The organism is Agrobacterium sp. S7/73 (genome assembly GCF_019355535.1).
Taxonomy (GTDB): Bacteria; Pseudomonadota; Alphaproteobacteria; order Rhizobiales; family Rhizobiaceae; genus Agrobacterium; species Agrobacterium tumefaciens.
The window spans coordinates 1,995,526-2,011,454 of the sequence record NZ_CP072136.1; the positions used below are offsets into that span (position 1 = coordinate 1,995,526).

General features: G+C 60.4%; 11 protein-coding genes. 6 read left to right on the forward strand and 5 right to left on the reverse strand.

The genetic code is table 11. The features are described from left to right. Positions 1 to 22 precede the first annotated feature (22 nt). Positions 23 to 922 carry a uracil-DNA glycosylase gene (locus tag J5276_RS09880; RefSeq protein ID WP_112155275.1) on the forward strand — a complete coding sequence of 300 codons (900 nt, stop codon included), beginning with the start codon at positions 23 to 25 and terminating at the stop codon, positions 920 to 922. A gap of 153 nt (positions 923 to 1,075) precedes the next feature. Then, positions 1,076 to 1,267: a hypothetical protein gene (locus J5276_RS09885; RefSeq protein WP_003497027.1), complete on the forward strand. Its 192-nt coding sequence runs from the start codon at positions 1,076 to 1,078 to the stop codon at positions 1,265 to 1,267. Positions 1,268 to 1,428: 161 nt separating this feature from the next. Here J5276_RS09885 and J5276_RS09890 read toward each other — a convergent pair whose 3' ends face one another. Next, positions 1,429 to 2,367 (reverse strand): DMT family transporter, encoded by a 939-nt coding sequence (locus tag J5276_RS09890; protein WP_003512165.1) that lies wholly within the window; start codon positions 2,365 to 2,367, stop codon positions 1,429 to 1,431. A 492-nt stretch (positions 2,368 to 2,859) separates the two neighbouring features. On the opposite strand from J5276_RS09890, the gene pepN reads away from it, so the two are divergent. The 3 genes from pepN (at position 2,860) to J5276_RS09905 (ending at position 8,547) form a co-directional block, all read left to right on the forward strand. Continuing rightward, complete coding sequence (gene pepN / locus J5276_RS09895; RefSeq protein ID WP_112155274.1) at positions 2,860 to 5,508, forward strand: aminopeptidase N; 2,649 nt, start codon at positions 2,860 to 2,862, stop codon at positions 5,506 to 5,508. A gap of 143 nt (positions 5,509 to 5,651) precedes the next feature. Continuing rightward, positions 5,652 to 5,972 carry a carboxymuconolactone decarboxylase family protein gene (locus tag J5276_RS09900; protein WP_003512161.1) on the forward strand — a complete coding sequence of 107 codons (321 nt, stop codon included), beginning with the start codon at positions 5,652 to 5,654 and terminating at the stop codon, positions 5,970 to 5,972. Positions 5,973 to 6,210: 238 nt separating this feature from the next. Continuing rightward, positions 6,211 to 8,547: a PAS domain-containing sensor histidine kinase gene (locus tag J5276_RS09905; protein WP_019564062.1), complete on the forward strand. Its 2,337-nt coding sequence runs from the start codon at positions 6,211 to 6,213 to the stop codon at positions 8,545 to 8,547. A 62-nt stretch (positions 8,548 to 8,609) separates the two neighbouring features. Here the strand turns inward: J5276_RS09905 and J5276_RS09910 are convergent, their stop codons facing one another. Beyond that, complete coding sequence (locus tag J5276_RS09910) at positions 8,610 to 11,579, reverse strand: bifunctional [glutamine synthetase] adenylyltransferase/[glutamine synthetase]-adenylyl-L-tyrosine phosphorylase (RefSeq protein ID WP_112155273.1); 2,970 nt, start codon at positions 11,577 to 11,579, stop codon at positions 8,610 to 8,612. Positions 11,580 to 11,908: 329 nt separating this feature from the next. Between J5276_RS09910 and J5276_RS09915 the strand changes: the two genes are divergently transcribed. Beyond that, the gene (locus tag J5276_RS09915) at positions 11,909 to 12,766 is read left to right on the forward strand and encodes a MipA/OmpV family protein (protein WP_162632928.1); all 858 of its coding nucleotides are present in this window, start codon (positions 11,909 to 11,911) and stop codon (positions 12,764 to 12,766) included. Positions 12,767 to 12,879: 113 nt separating this feature from the next. Here J5276_RS09915 and J5276_RS09920 read toward each other — a convergent pair whose 3' ends face one another. The 3 genes from J5276_RS09920 to J5276_RS09930 all read right to left on the reverse strand — a co-directional run bounded on the left by J5276_RS09920 (position 12,880) and on the right by J5276_RS09930 (position 15,674). Then, on the reverse strand, positions 12,880 to 13,305 hold the full coding sequence (locus J5276_RS09920) for a thiol-disulfide oxidoreductase DCC family protein (protein WP_112155272.1): 426 nt from the start codon (positions 13,303 to 13,305) through the stop codon (positions 12,880 to 12,882). A gap of 191 nt (positions 13,306 to 13,496) precedes the next feature. Further along, on the reverse strand, positions 13,497 to 14,906 hold the full coding sequence (locus J5276_RS09925) for a HAMP domain-containing sensor histidine kinase (protein WP_003512151.1): 1,410 nt from the start codon (positions 14,904 to 14,906) through the stop codon (positions 13,497 to 13,499). 9 nt (positions 14,907 to 14,915) lie between these two features. Next, positions 14,916 to 15,674, reverse strand: coding sequence for a response regulator transcription factor (locus tag J5276_RS09930; RefSeq protein ID WP_013635754.1), 759 nt, complete (start codon positions 15,672 to 15,674; stop codon positions 14,916 to 14,918). Positions 15,675 to 15,929 lie beyond the last annotated feature (255 nt).

Genomic DNA, 15,929 nt, shown 5'->3' on the forward strand with positions numbered 1-15,929 from the left:
GAACATGGGATAATTTCACCCCATGATCGCCGCTCACGACCTCTCCCCGGCCGAACTCGCCGCGCTTCTGCATTTCCATGCGGATGCGGGCGTGGACTGGTTGCTGGAAGACGGACCTGTTGACCGTTTCGCCGAATTTGCCGCCTCCCGCCCTGCCCGACCGGCAGTGCGTCAGGAAAGCTCTGCGCCCGCACACCAGATGGACAGCGGCACGGAGCGTCGTGCCGATGCTCCGCAGCGGCAGACGGCAGGTCGCAGCGCGCCGACGAGAGGCGCGCCGCCTGCTCCGGCACTTCAGCAGAATGTTGCCATGCCGGACGAACAGGCCGTGGCGGCTGCCCGTTTTGCGGCTGAAAGCGCAAGGTCGCTTTCCGAACTGAAAATCGCGCTTGAGGGTTTCAGCGGCTGCAACCTCAAGAACAGCGCCCGCAACACGGTATTCACCGAAGGCGACCCTGCTTGCGCCGTCATGGTGATCGGCCCGATGCCGGATGCGGATGACGACCGCGAGGGCCAGCTTTTTGCCGGCAAGACCGGGCTGCTGCTCGACCGTATGCTGGCCGCTATCGGCCTTGACCGCGCACGCATCATGCTCGGCAATGTCGTGCCCTGGCGTCCACCGGGCAACCGCCCGCCGACTCAGGCCGAAATGGATATTTGCCGCCCCTTCATCGAGCGCCAGATCGCACTTGCGGAGCCGAAACACCTGTTGCTTCTTGGCAACTTGACCGCACGTTTCTTTTTCGGCGGCACCGGAACGATCCATACGCTGCGCGGACAGTGGCGTGATGTCGCAGCCGGGCATCTGGTTTTACCGGCGCTGGCGAGCCTGCATCCGCAGGAACTTCTAAACGCACCTGCCAGCAAGTCATTGGCATGGCAGGATTTATTGGCGTTTAAGGCAAAAATCTCCGAAGGCTGATTGCCTGATTCTTACTCAGAGTAAACGAAGTATGAAAAAAGCCATGCGTATTACGCATAACAGCGGCGCGCTGACCCGGCTTGCCGAATCCATGCTGCACTGCGATAAGCCAGCCTGTGTCTTGGGAGGAATTCGGTTTAAGGAACCAAGGCAATGACCACTCGCTTCCGTCCGGTACATTCCGGCTTTGAAACGCTCCGACTGGCGGGCCTCGGCCCTCGCTCCAGTCAGGGTTACCATCGTTTCGGCGCTGCCGCTAACGAACAGATGACCGCACGTGCTGCCATGCAGCAGGTTCGCGTCACACGTCCTGCAGCTGTCTTTGCGGATTTCCGCGAGCGCTGAGAGCACTCAGGCCGGTGTAAAACCGGTCCATATCTTTGATTGCGCGCTGGCGTCTTTCTTCGGGAAGGCGCCTTTTGCATTTGCGGGACTAGGCGACGAAACGACAACGGCTCTGGCGCCGACGATGCCGCATGTTTGCGACCTCCGCCAAATTTGGTGCGTTACCCCTGCGGCGTGGAGGCCTTGCGTGCCGCGCGTCTCGCCAGGCCCAGCTGGTGCTCGCGGAAAATGATGAAGATGCCGGCGAAAATCACGATTGCCGTGCCGATCAGCATGGTGAGCGTTGGAATGTCTCCGAACAGGATATAGGAGACCGCTATCCCGAAAACGATGGAGCTGTATTCGAAGGGCGCGATAGTGGAGACCTCCGCGTGGCGATAGCTCTCCGTCAGGAAGATCTGTGCAACGCCGCCACAAATGCCGCTGGTGATCAACAGCACGGCCTGCTTGGTATCCAGAGCGCTCCAGCCGAAGGGTACGCTGACGAGCGACAGCAAGGTGGCCGTGAGCGAGAAATAGAGAACGATGGTCGGCGTCTTTTCCGTTTCCACCAGTTGCCGCACCTGGATCATTGCGAGACCGCCAAGTGCTGCCCCGCAGAGCACGGCAATCGCGCCCAGCCCCTCGCCCGCAGCAAAACCGCCTTCACGCAACAGGGTCATCTTCGGCCACAGGATAACCAGCACGCCCATCATGCCAACGAAAACCGCGCTCCAGCGGTAGATGCGCACCTTCTCGCGCAGGATGAAGGCGGCGAACACGACGGCCAGCAGCGGTGAGGCATAACCGATGGCGATGAATTCCGGCAACGGCAGCAGCGTCAGCCCGTAAAACCCGCAGGCCATGGAGAGAATGCCGAGAAACCCGCGCTTGAAATGGCCGATGAGATTGTTGGTGTGCAGCGCGCTCGTCAGCGCATGCAGCCAGGCAAGATAAACGACGATGGGGATGATGGCAAAAGCGGAGCGGAAGAAAGTGATCTGACCGGCCGGCACATCGGGACCGGAGGCCTTGATACAAGTCTGCATCACCAGAAAAAAGCCAACCGAAATCAGCTTCAGGCTTATCCCCCGAAAGGGATTTGTCGGTTCGGCGTTCATCGGCAGTTACTCATATCGGCTGCGCAAACACGCCATCGGGAGATTGTTCATGCGGGGGAGGACGACGCGGGGGAATTGGATTTGCCCAAGGCTAGAGCATTCCCGAAGCGCTTTACAACAAAAAATGTTATTTACCCATGAATTCCGTTGATCTGGTGAGGCGCAGGATTGCTTTCCCTGGCTTGTGGCCTCCTCACCCCATTGTTCAGGCATTCAGCCCTGATGGCGACGTGAGAATCAGACCAAAAGCGACACGCGCTAAAATTTGAAGAAAATAAAATACAATTTCAGCAATCGTTCAACATTTGCTGGCATGGTCCGCAGGTCCGGCAGCGGCAGGATCGTCTGCAGGGCCGGCAAAGCCTTCCATGGCAGGACAGAACGTCCTCCCGATGCGCACATGATTGTGACGAATACTCTACCTATTTTACATCCGGGCCTTATGACGACATGATGCCCGGAGGACAACGACAAAGTTATTCAGGAACAGTCATGCGAACAGACACGGGCCAGATCGTTCACCTGGCAGATTACCGCCCCACCGATTTCGTTCTGGAGCGGGTGGATCTCACCTTCGAACTCGACCCCAAGAATACCAAGGTCGAAGCCCGTCTGATCTTTCATCGCCGAGAGCGCGTCGATGTGTCAGCGCCGCTCGTTCTCGATGGCGACGAGTTGACGCTTTCGGGCCTGCTGCTCGATCAGGTGGACATTCCCGCAAGCCAATATGACGCGACGCCCGATAGCCTGACGATCCGCGATCTGCCTGCGGAGACGCCCTTCGAAATCTGTGTCACCAATTACATCAATCCGCAGGTCAATACGCAGCTGATGGGGCTTTACCGCACCAACGGCGTTTATTGCACCCAGTGCGAGGCGGAAGGTTTCCGCCGCATCACCTATTTCCCAGACCGGCCCGATGTTCTGGCACCTTATACGGTGACGATCATCGCCGCGAAGGAGGGCAATCCGCTGCTGTTGTCGAACGGCAACTTCCTCGGCGGCGGCAATTACGATGAAGGCCGCCACTTCGCAGCCTGGTTCGATCCGCACCCGAAACCCAGCTATCTCTTTGCGCTTGTCGCCGGCGATCTCGGCGTGGTGGAAGACACGTTCACCACCCTTTCTGGCCGCGAAGTGGCGCTGAAGATCTATGTCGAGCATGGCAAGGAGCCGCGCGCGGCCTATGCCATGGATGCGCTGAAGCGCTCGATGAAGTGGGATGAGGAACGCTTCGGCCGTGAATACGACCTCGATATTTTCATGATCGTCGCCGTGTCCGATTTCAACATGGGCGCGATGGAGAACAAGGGTCTCAACGTCTTCAACGACAAATTCGTGCTGGCCGACCCGGAAACTGCCTCCGACGCGGACTACGCCAATATCGAGCGCATCATCGCGCATGAATATTTCCACAACTGGACCGGCAACCGCATCACCTGCCGCGACTGGTTTCAGCTGTGCCTGAAAGAAGGCCTGACGGTCTATCGCGACCAGGAATTTTCCGCCGACATGCGCTCGCGCCCGGTCAAGCGCATCGCCGATGTGCGTCACCTGAAATCGGAGCAGTTTCCAGAGGATTCCGGTCCGCTGGCCCATCCACCACGCCCCGATACCTATCGCGAAATCAACAACTTCTACACGACGACCGTTTATGAAAAGGGCGCCGAAGTTACCCGCATGATCGCCACGATCCTTGGGGAAGACGACTTCAAGAAAGGCATGGACCTTTATTTCGAACGTCATGACGGCGAAGCGGCGACTGTTGAGGATTTCGTCAAGAGTTTTGCCGATGCCAGCGGCCGCGACCTGTCGCAGTTTTCGCTGTGGTACACCGAGGCCGGCACGCCGCTCGTCTCCGTTTCCTCCGCTTACGATGCCGCCAAGGCGACCTTCAGGCTGACGCTGGAACAGACCGTCGCACCAACGCCCGGCCAATCGGTGAAGCAACCGCGTCATATTCCGCTGTCGCTGGCGCTGATTCTCGACAATGGCCAGATCGCCGAGCCGCAGGCTGTTACGGGCGGCGAATACCGTGACGGCGTGCTGCATCTGACCGAACGCAACCAGACATTCTCCTTCTCCGGCATTTCATCGCGCCCAGTGCTGTCGCTCAACCGCAGCTTCTCGGCGCCGATCAACCTGCATTTCGAACAGAGTGCTGCCGATCTGGTGCAGGTCGCCCGGCACGAGACGGATATGTTTGCCCGTTTCCAGGCGCTTACCGATCTCGCTTTGCCGGCGCTGATTGCCGCCACCAGGGCCGTGCAGAACGGCCAAGAAGTACGCTCGGACGCCGACCTCATCGCAACGCTGATCGAAATCGTCGGCGATGCTTCGCTTGAACCCGCTTTCCGCGCACAGGCGCTGGCGCTGCCGAGCGAAACGGACATCGCTCGCGAACTGGGCGGCAATACCGACCCGGACGCCATCCACAAGGCCCGCAACGCGACGATCAAGGCCATTGCCACAGCCGGTATCGAGACGCTCCGCCTGCTCGCCGACAGTGACGGCAATGGTGAAGCCTACAGCCCCGATGCTGACAGCGCTGGACGGCGTTCGCTTCGCAACGGCGCGTTGAGCTTCCTTGCTTTTGCCGAGGGAACGCCTGACAGGGCGGCAAAGGCCTATGCCAGCGCCACCAACATGACAGATCTTGCGCACGCGCTTGGTGTGCTGACCCAACGTTTCCCCGACAGCGCGGAGACAAAGGAGGCGCTTGCCGCCTTCGAAGCCCGCTTTGCCGACAATGCGCTGGTTCTCGACAAATGGTTCTCGTTGCAGGCCGCTATTCCCGGCGACGGCGCGCTGGAACGTATCAAGGCGCTGATGACGTCGAAACACTTCATCGCCTCCAATCCCAACCGGGTACGGTCGCTGGTGGGCACGCTCGCCTTCTCCAACCCTACCGGTTTCCACCGCGCCGACGGTGCCGCCTACCGGTTCCTCGCCGAGCAGATCATAGCCATCGACAAGCGTAACCCGCAGCTTGCCGCGCGCATTCTCACCTCCATGCGCTCCTGGCGGTCGCTGGAAGCAAGCCGCGCCGAACACGCCAAGGCAGCACTTTCGACGATCGCCGAAGCAAAAGGTCTTTCGACGGATGTCAGCGATATCGTCGGGCGTATTCTGAAAGGATAATACCCGGCGAACATTCGCCAACTCCCCTATTCCGGACAATGCCTGTGCGCCGTCTTGATTTCCGTCAAGGCGGCGCAACGCATTGCGCGACACAATCGTCAGCGACAGGCCGGAACGCGGCCGCAAGCGGAAAGGGACTTCAAATGACGGATATTTCCAACACCAGCAATTCGTTCCAGCGTTTCATCACCGAGGCCCCGGCCCATCAGGCGGTCTGGCTTCAGGCCGTGCAGGGGCTGGGTGCGGCGTCCACGCTGGATGCCAAGACGCAATGCCTGGTCTATATCGGCATTCTTGCCGCACTGCGGCTTGAAGGCGGTGTGGCATTTCATGTGCTGGAAGCCAAAGCGCATGGCGCAAGCCGTGACGATATCATCAGCGCGGTGCTGACCGGGCTTCCTGCCGCCGGAAACGGCGTTCTCGGCGCACTTGGACCTGCTCTTGAAGCTTTCGACAAGGCTTGAGAACCACCGGCCGGAACACACCGGAACGTCCCAGACCGGCCATCCGGGTGTCGGTTTTTCCAATGCCTGGCGCCGCTGTGCAGACCGTAACGCGCTGTCCCGAAAAAATACGGAGTCGGTTCAAGGGGTTAAAATTCTTTTAACTTTTGCCTCTGGACACGGCGAATCGCATTTGATTCACTATGCATATTCGAGCGGCGGCGCTTCGAATCAGTGGGGATATCTTGAAGGCGGGACAATGACGAACGTGCGGCGGGCGACTGCGGGCGATGAGCGGCCGTATGCCAAATTTTCTGATCTTGCGGCCTGGGGCGAAAGGCTTTCCAGCGACCTGATGGGTTTGATGAACGGCTCCGACCGCCCGATGCCGCAGGTCGAGACCCTGCTGAAGCGCCTCATTCCCATTCTCATTCTTGCATTTCTCGTCGTCATCGCGGCGTCACGCATGCTGGGCATCGTTGCCGAATATAGTCGCATGGAAGAGGCAGCCCGCCACTCTACCGCACTGACAGCGCTGACGGCCAAAGCAGCCCTTATCAACAACGGTATTGTCTTTGCCTCGCAAGAGCGCACCCGCGCCGAGGCGAGCCTTGCCGCAGCGCTGCCTTCGGGCAGCCTTGCTGATGGCACCATGGTGCTTCTGTCGGGCAGTAACGGTCGGATTTTCGCCGGCGCCGGCAAGGGCGCCACGCTTTATATCGGCACCTCCCTGCCGGCGTTGCTTCCCGAAATCGCCATTGTTCAGCGTTTTCCCGGTGCCCCCGGCACCATCGAAACCAATATCGACAACCAGCCGCATTATGCGACGATGATCCCCTTCGGCGACGATGGCGGCATGGTCATCGCGGCGCGCTCGCTTGAGCCGATCCGTTCTTTCTGGCGCAGCGAAATCGCCATGAACGTGACGCTGTTTGCCGGAATCTCCTCGATCCTTCTCGTCGTGCTCTACGCCTATTACATGCAGGTCAAACGCGCCCGCGACGCTGACGACATCTTCGCTGAATCGAACCTGCGGGTGGAGACGGCGCTGTCACGTGGCCGCTGCGGCCTGTGGGACTTCGATCTTTCCACGCGGCGCATGTTCTGGTCGGGCTCGCTCTACGAAATCCTCGGCAGACCGCCGAAGGCCGCACCGCTGTCCTTTTCCGATGCGGCGCGCATGATGCATTCCGAAGATGGGAACCTCTACGAGCTTGCCCGTGCTGTCGGCTGCGGTGATCTGCGCCAGATCGACCAGATCTTCCGCATGCGCCACGCGAAAGGCCACTATGTCTGGCTGCGCGCCCGCGCCCAGGTCATCCGCACCAATAACGGCCCGCGCGTCATCGGCATCGCCATGGACGTGACCGAGCAGCACCGCCTTGCGCAACGTTATGCCGAGGCAGACCAGCGCCTTGCAGACGCCATCGAATCCACCTCGGAAGCCTTCGTGCTGTGGGACAAGAACGACCGTCTCGTCATGTGCAACACCCATTACCAGAAGGCTTACGGCCTGCCGGACAGCGTTCTGGTAGCGGGCACCGAAAAGAGCGCCGTGCAGGCGGCTGCGGCACGCCCGGTCGTGGAGCGGCGCGTTGCGGACCCCGATCAGTCCGGCCTTTCGCGCATGACGGAAGTGCAGCTTGCCGATGATCGCTGGCTACAGATCAATGAACGCCGCACCCGTGACGGCGGCCTCGTCTCCGTCGGCACCGACATTACGCTTCTGAAGCGCCATCAGGAGCGCCTGCGTGACTCCGAACGCCGGCTGATGGCCACCATCGGCGATCTTTCCGCCTCGCAGCATAAGCTGGAGCGGCAGAAGACGGAGCTTTCAGACGCCAACGCCAATTATCTCGCCGAAAAAGAGCGCGCCCAGGCGGCAAACCTCGCAAAGTCCGAATTCCTCGCCAATATGAGCCATGAGCTGCGAACGCCGCTCAACGCCATTCTCGGCTTTTCCGACATCCTGCAAAACGAGATGTTCGGCCCGGTTGGCTCGCCGAAATATTCCGAATATGCCCGGGATATCCACGACAGCGGCAAGCACCTCCTAAATGTCATCAACGACATTCTCGATATGTCCAAGATCGAGGCCGGCCATATGCGGATCAACCGCGAGACAATCGATCTCGCGCCGCTGATCGAGGAAACCCTGCGGCTGACCGCCATCCAGGCGGAACAGAAGAACATCACCGTGCAGCAGAAGGTCTGCGCCGGGCTGACGATGCAGGGCGACCGCCGCGCCATGAAGCAGATCATGCTCAACCTTCTGTCCAATGCCGTGAAGTTCACCGGTAATGGCGGCCGCGTAGCGCTGCGCACCCATGTGCATCAGGCCGCCATGATCCTCACCATCGCCGATACCGGCATCGGCATTCCCGCCGAGGCGCTTGACAAGATTGGCCAGCCCTTCGAGCAGGTGCAGAGCCAATACGCCAAAAGCCAGGGCGGCTCAGGCCTCGGGCTCGCCATCTCGCGCTCGCTCGTCAGGCTGCATGGCGGCACGATGAAAATCCGCTCCTGCGAAGGCAGAGGCACGGTGGTGACGATTATCATCCCGCATGCGGCAGGGTGCTGTGGCACGGTGCATTGAGGAATATCGGGCTGTGCCCCTTGCGTTGCAGTAAGTGAAGGCAGAACGCGCGATACCCACCATCACCCGCCATTCTTCACCGTTGCCACAAACGCCTTCCTGACAACCTTCGCCAGCCGCTTCACCTCGCCCTCCAGCGTGGAAATATCCGGGCAATCCCCGGCCCGGCAAACCAGATCGATAAGACCGGCAGGCGCTTCCTTCGGATTGAAAGCACCGTCGATGCACAGCCGCACGATCTGCGATATCTCGGTGTAAAGCGCCGTCGCCGCCATGCAGTCGTCGAAGGATTGCTGCTCCATCACCGGGGCGGCCAGCACCTGCAATGCCTCTGCCGTGTTGCGACCCGGTTCGTGCGGCTGGAGACCCCTGGCGGGACCGACCAGCGCCAGATATTGGGCGATGAATTCGAGGTCGATCAGCCCACCATTGATGAGCTTGAAATCCCAGATGTTTTCCGGCGGCTTTTCCTGTTCAATGAGGCTTCGCATTTCCAGCACATCGGCTGAGACTTTCGCCACATCGCGCTTTTGGGACAGTACCGAGGCGATGATGCCGCGCGCATCTTCCATCAGCGAGGCTTTGCCACAGATCAGGCGAGCGCGGGAAAGCGCCATATGTTCCCAGGTCCAGGCTTCCTCGCGCTGGTATTTCTCAAAAGCGGAAATGCGCGTCGCCACCGGCCCCTTGTTGCCGGAGGGGCGAAGCCGCATGTCCACCTCGTAAAGCACCCCCTCGGCCGTGGGCGCCGATAGTGCGGCAATCAGCCTTTGGGTGACGCGAGTGAAATAACGCACCACATCGAGCGGTTTTGCGCCGGTCGATTCATGGGCGGCATCGTCGTAATCGTAGAGGAGAATGAGGTCGACATCCGAACCCGCGGTCAGCTCGAAGGAGCCGAGCTTGCCCATGCCCATCACGGCCACGCGCCCGCCCGGATATGGCCCATGCGCCGTCTCCATCTCCGAGAGAACGGCATTCAGGGCCGCTTCAATAACCAGATCGGCAAGATGGGTGAAGGCGCGGGCGGCGATCTCGCCACGGATCGCGCCTGTCAACAGCCGCACGCCGATGAGAAAGCGCTGCTCGGCGGCGAAAATACGGAGCCGGTCGAGAATATCCTCGTAGTGGCGGGCATTGGAAAGGAAATTGCCCATGCGCTGGGCAAGATATTCGCGCGTCGGCACGTCGCTCATCAGCGCCGGGTCCAGCATGCCGTCAAAGACATGCGGGCGGGCGGCGATGATTTCGGCGAGGCGCGGGGCCGACGACATAATCGTCACCAGCAGCGACAACAGCGCCTGATTGTTGCCGAGCAGCGAGAAGAGCTGGATGCCCGCCGGTAACCCGGAGAGGAAATTATCAAAGCGCAGCAGCGCCTCATCCGCCCGCTTGCTTTCGCCAAAGGCGCGCAGCAGATCCGGCGTCAGCTCCGTCAGCCGCTCGCGCGCCTCGACCGATTGCGTTGCCCGGTACCGGCCATTGTGCCAGGTGCGGATGACGCGGGAAATATCCTCCGGCCGCTGAAAACCAAGTGCTGAGAGGGTTTTCAGCGTATCTGGATCGTCCTTCTGGCCCGTGAAGACCAGATTGCCTGCCTCACCGGAGAGTTTCGTCTCCTGTTCGAACAGCGCCGAATAACGGCGCTCCACCAGCCGCAGCACCTTTTCCAGCTTCTCGGAAAACGCCTTGGTATCTTCAAAACCGAGCATGAAGGCAATGCGCTTCAGTTCAGTTTCGGTGTCGGGCAGCACGTGGGTCTGCTCATCGCGCACCATCTGAATGCGGTGTTCCACTTCGCGCAGGAACCAGTAGGCGTCCGTCAGGCTGTCGCGCGTTTCGGCATCGATCCATTTCGCTTCGGTGAGCGCCGCCAGCGCCTCCTGCGTCGCGCGGACCCTGAGCGCCGGCATACGGCCGCCGGCAATCAGCTGCTGCGTCTGCGCGAAGAACTCGATCTCGCGGATGCCGCCGCGTCCGAGCTTGACGTTATGGCCCTTAACCGCAATTGCGCCATGGCCCTTATGCGCATGGATCTGCCGCTTGATGGAGTGAATATCGGCAATCGCCGCGTAATCGAGATATTTGCGGAAGATGAAAGGTGTCAGTTCGCGCAGGAAATTGTCGCCGGCCTTCAGATCGCCGGCCACCGGCCGCGCCTTGATATAGGCGGCGCGTTCCCAGTTCTGGCCCCTGCCCTCGTAATAAAGCAGCGCCGCTTCCACGGGAATGGCGAGCGGCGTCGAGCCGGGGTCTGGCCGGAGCCTCAAATCGGTGCGGAAGACGTAACCGTCTGCCGTCCGTTCCTGCATGATACGCACGAGGCGGCGCATCATGCGGCCGAAATTCTCTGTCGCAGCATAGGGATCGTCGATAATGCCAGCAGAGGGTTCAAAGAACACCACTGCGTCGATGTCCGAGGAATAGTTCAGTTCGCGAGCGCCGAGCTTGCCCATGCCAAGCACGATCAGGCCGGAACCTTCGCTTGGCGCGGCCACGTTCTTCAGTTTCAGCTTGCCGGTCTCATGGCCGACAAGCAGCAGGTGGTCGATGGCGGCCGACAGCGAAGCATCCGCCATGTCGCTCAGCCAGCTCGTGGTATCGCGGGCGGTGAAGATGCGCGCGAGATCGGCAAGCGCTGCGACGAAGGAAAGCCGACGCTTGGCGATCCTCAAGCGCGACATCACCTCGTTTTCGACGGGCACGCCGCCCTCTTGCCCCGGCTTCCAGCAATAGCGCGCTTCACGGACGAGATCGGCCAGCAGTGGCTCCAGCGGTTTTGAAATCGCGAGCGTCAGCAGCCCCTCATCCGCCGCGGCCATGTCGCGCAGATAGGGCGACAGCGTGAAAGCCGCAGCGATGAAGTCCTTCAGCGGGCTTTCGGCGGCAAGAAGCGCGGCCACAGCTGGCTCGCCCTTGGCGATATCCTTCAGCGTGGAGAGAACGGATTTCAGTTCCGTCTGCGTATAGGGGCGGATAACTCCCGGCAGAACCTCGCTCAGCCGCCTTTCAGCGGTTTCCCGTTTCGTCACTGTCTCTCTCCCTCTCCCGAGCGACCCATCCTTGCGCTTCGACCGTGCCTGATTCTCAGGAAGGATCGCTCCCCGCAAAATCGTCCTGCCGCCACGCATTGTCGAAGCTTCCGGGCGCATACACTCCGCGTTGTAACAAATGCGTGGCGCTTTGCGATCAGGAAAACCGTTTTTGCCGATCTTTTCCGAGGTCTGGCCTGAGGAAGCGCCATTTCTGTCGTGGCCGGCAATCTCGCGTAATGTCTCCGCAATTATGCCCACGTAGCGTCCTGCTCAACGAAACCCGACTCCCAGGTTTTGCAACGCTTGATGCTGCAACGGATAAGATCATGAAACAGATTTTTACAGTGAAATGGCAAAAGAACCTGCGTGCGATGGCGTTGTGCCTGACCGCGCTGCCCCTGGCGCAGGCCGTCTGCACGCCCGTCCTCGCTGCCGATCTCGGCAAATCGGACAGGTTCGCCGAACCGCAGGGCAATTTCGACAATGCCCGCTACAGCAGTTCCAGTGAGTGGAAAATCACACTTGGCGTGGGTGCTGCCTACGCTCCCAAATATGAGGGCTCGGACAAGCTGGAAGCAGGCGCGGTTCCCCTGGTTTCCGTTGAGTATGGAGATACGCTGAGCATCGATTTCAGTGGCGTCACCGTCAACCTGCTGAACAGCAACGGCTTCAGACTGGGCGTCAAGGGCGGCTGGGAAGCCGGGCGCAGGGAAAAGGACGACAAGAAAAATCTTCGCGGAATGGGTGACATCAAGGCGGGCGGCGTGGTCGGCGGTGTTATCGCTTATGGCATCGATCCCTTCGAGGTCTATGCGAAGGTGGACAAGACCATCAGCGGGAGCGAAGGGTTGACCGCAACCGTCGGCGCCAGCGTTTCGCACAAAGTCGACCAGTTCATCCTTGGCGCGGACCTCTCCGCCACCTGGGCGGACGACAAGCACATGAAATCCTATTTCGGCGTCACCTCGGCCCAATCCGCCCGTTCCGGCCTGCGCCGCTATGACGCCAAGGCAGGCTTCAAGCGCATCGACGCCAGCGCCTCCCTCACTTACCTTATGACCGAGAACTGGTCGATCACCGGCGCCGGCGGTGTTGGCTTCCTGCTGGGCGATGCCAAGGACAGCCCGCTCTCCAAGAAGGACATCCAGCCCTTCGCGATGATTGGCGTGGCTTATACGTTCTGAGCCGATGGCGACGTGGCGTTGCGGGGATGCGTAACCATCTCCGCAACGCCGTCACGTGTCTGTCCCACCGCCTGAAATTGTCGCCTGCCCTGGGCGGAGGATCGTCGCTAAGTTCAGAGAATCCTGTCCCTGTATTCCGGCGGCGCCACCCAGCATTGCGCGCGTTTTCCGAACCGACGGTAGCGATTGCGGGCGACAAAACGATAGACGGGATCGCGCAGAAATGCGGGAATTATGCGCAACATGCCAAGCAGCCGCCAGGGCATGCCAAGCGCCTCATAGATAGCAAGAACGCCGTCGCTATCCTGTCGCACCCTGTCGCCATCGACAACGAGCAGGCTGACCGGATTTATGGGGTCCATTCCGTGCCGCCGGTAGATTTCCGTGCCGACGGCTCCCTGCATGGAGGCCAGCCGGAAATATCCGGCCTTGTCATGCCGCAGTACGAATTGCGCATTCACGGAACACAGCACACATTCGGCATCGAACAGAATGATCGGTCCATGGTGGTCGCCGACCAAGGGGGCCATGTTTGCCATCGATCATAAGTCCTTTTGCCGATCGCGATGCGATCCCCTCATAAAGTCCAGCTGTAGAACCTTATAAGATATTCTTCCGATCATCTTTCAATTCAATCTCGAGAGACGATTATTTCTCGGAGGTGAACGAATTTCCGCACAAATAGCGGTGACCAGCCGGTGCTGGTGGCAGCGGCGTTGGATAGCGCGGCTTACTGGGTCGAAACGGGAAAGATCATCGAGACGGTCAGGCCCGGGCAGACGGAATTCGTAGTGTCGGTGTCCGACAGCGCAAGCGATCCGCCGTGCAATTCCATCACGGCCTCCACCAGCGACAGGCCTAGCCCCGTGCCGGGTTTGGAGCGGCTTTCGTCCAGCCGCACGAAACGTTTCAGCACCTCGCCGCGCTTGTCAGCGGGGATGCCGGGGCCGTTATCGGAGACGGACAGCACGATGGCGTCCGGTTCGCTCACCAGACGCACGATGAGTTTTTTGTCGCCCTCGCATTCGCAGGCATATTTCATGGCGTTGTCGATGAGGTTCGAAAGCGCCTGGCCGATCAGCTCACGGTTGCCCTGCACCGAAAGACCGGGTTCGATCTCGGCCTCAAGCGTAAGTCCCGCGTCCTCGGCCACCGGTTCGTAAAGTTCGGCGCTGTCGGCGGCGATTGCCGACATGTCCACATCGGTCATTTCGGCGGCGATGGAGCCGGCCTCGACGCGGGAAATCATCAACAATGCATTGAAGGTGCGGATCAACTGGTCGGATTCTGCGATGATGCCTTCGAGTGCCGCGCGCCGTTTCGTCTCGTCGTTATCATCCAAGGCGGCGGCTGCCTTGTTGCGCAGCCGCGTCAGCGGTGTCTTGAGGTCGTGGGCGATGTTGTCGGACACCTGCCGCAAGCCCTCGTTCAGCTTTTCGATACGGCCGAGCATGGCGTTGAGCGAGCCGGACAGCCGATCGAACTCGTCGCCGGAGCGGCCCTGCGGCAGGCGCTGCGAAAGATCGCCGGCCATGATCTTCTTGGTCGCTGCCGACATGCGGTCGATGCGTTTCAAGGCATTGCGGCCGATGCCGAACCAGATGAGCAGCGCACCGGCGCTCATGATGGCAAGCGCCACCATCAGCGCATTGCGCACCAGCGCCCGGAATTTGGTGGGTTCGCCGAGATCGCGGCCGATCAGGATGCGCAGGCCGTTGTCCAGCATGAAGACATTGGCGGTCGCCATATGCTGCACGCTGTCGCCGCTTTCGGAGTAACGTTCGTAACGGAAGGGGAAACCCGTCCAGCCCTCCTTGTCAAACACGCCGGGCTGCACGGAAGCGACGTTGCCTGCAAGGATTTCGCCATTGGGGCCGGCGATGATGTAAAGGCTCGCCCCCGGCTGGCGGGCACGGCGCTCCATCATCCGCAACAGCGGGTTGATGCCACCGCGATTGTAGATGCGCTGCACATCCGACACTTCCTGCAGCACCGCGTCACGCGTCTGCTGGTTCAGCAGCCGTTCGGAAAGCGCGGTGACATAAAAGACCAGAAAGGCGGCGCAAAGCGCAAACAGCAGGATATAGAGCGCAGAAAGGCGCACCGCTGTTGACCGGAACAATATTCTGAGGCGGACCATTTTCGCCAATCAGCCCTCGTCCTTCATCATGTAACCCGCGCCGCGAATGGTCTTCAGCAGCGGCTTTTCGAAGTCCTTTTCGATCTTCGAACGGAGGCGGGACACATGCACGTCGATGACATTGGTCTGCGGGTCAAAATGATAATCCCAGACGTTTTCCAGAAGCATGGTGCGGGTCACCACCTGGCCGGCATTCTTCATGAGATATTCCAGCAGGCGGAACTCACGCGGCTGCAACAGGATTTCCTTGCCGCCGCGCCGGACATCATGGGACAGCCGGTCAAGTTCGAGATCGCCGACACGGTAGACCATGTCCTGTTCGGGTTTGCCCTTGCGGCGGCCCAGCACTTCGATGCGGGCGAGAAGTTCGGAAAAGGCATAGGGTTTGGGCAGATAATCATCGCCGCCAGCACGCAGGCCGGTCACGCGGTCGTCCACCTGCCCAAGCGCCGAAAGAATGAGAACCGGCGTCTCGATGCCGCGCCGGCGCAGCTCGCTGATGACGGAAAGTCCGTCGCGGCGCGGCAGCATGCGGTCGATCACCATCACGTCATAGGAATTCTCGCAGCCCATGAACAGGCCGCTTTCACCATCGCTCGCGTGGTCGGCAACGATACCGACTTCCCGGAACGCCTTGGTCATATAGGCCGCAGCCTCGAGATCGTCTTCAATAACAAGAATCTTCATGTGCGGGACAATAGCGCCCTCGCCCTTTTCCGCACAACCGGAAACAGATGCGACGGACATTTCCTGAACCTTGTTTTCCATGAGATTTCCTCCTCGGTGCTGACTGGACCGGCTTTGTGGGTCCTTGTCTTCTCCCCGGCGGGGGGAAGGTGGCCCGAAGGGTCGGATGAGGGGGCAAGGGCGCGGTCTATCGCTGGCCTTGCCCTTGATCCCGCTGCCGCGACCTTCTCCTCCCTAGCGGAGAAGAAACAAGCGGCACGCGCGTTCCACATACTCTGTCCCGCCCTCAAGGGGAGACACAGTCCCGAGCGACGCCGGCTCGAAGAAGAACCGGCG

What these genes read in the sequence shown, in the direction of transcription:
- J5276_RS09915 (WP_162632928.1), top strand. Translation starts at nt 11,909, where the DNA reads ATGAAACAGATTTTTACAGTGAAATGGCAAAAGAACCTGCGTGCGATG.
- J5276_RS09885 (WP_003497027.1), top strand. Translation starts at nt 1,076, where the DNA reads ATGACCACTCGCTTCCGTCCGGTACATTCCGGCTTTGAAACGCTCCGA.
- J5276_RS09930 (WP_013635754.1), bottom strand. Translation starts at nt 15,674, where the DNA reads ATGGAAAACAAGGTTCAGGAAATGTCCGTCGCATCTGTTTCCGGTTGT.
- J5276_RS09900 (WP_003512161.1), top strand. Translation starts at nt 5,652, where the DNA reads ATGACGGATATTTCCAACACCAGCAATTCGTTCCAGCGTTTCATCACC.
- J5276_RS09925 (WP_003512151.1), bottom strand. Translation starts at nt 14,906, where the DNA reads ATGGTCCGCCTCAGAATATTGTTCCGGTCAACAGCGGTGCGCCTTTCT.
- pepN (WP_112155274.1), top strand. Translation starts at nt 2,860, where the DNA reads ATGCGAACAGACACGGGCCAGATCGTTCACCTGGCAGATTACCGCCCC.
- J5276_RS09905 (WP_019564062.1), top strand. Translation starts at nt 6,211, where the DNA reads ATGACGAACGTGCGGCGGGCGACTGCGGGCGATGAGCGGCCGTATGCC.
- J5276_RS09890 (WP_003512165.1), bottom strand. Translation starts at nt 2,367, where the DNA reads ATGAACGCCGAACCGACAAATCCCTTTCGGGGGATAAGCCTGAAGCTG.
- J5276_RS09920 (WP_112155272.1), bottom strand. Translation starts at nt 13,305, where the DNA reads ATGGCAAACATGGCCCCCTTGGTCGGCGACCACCATGGACCGATCATT.
- J5276_RS09880 (WP_112155275.1), top strand. Translation starts at nt 23, where the DNA reads ATGATCGCCGCTCACGACCTCTCCCCGGCCGAACTCGCCGCGCTTCTG.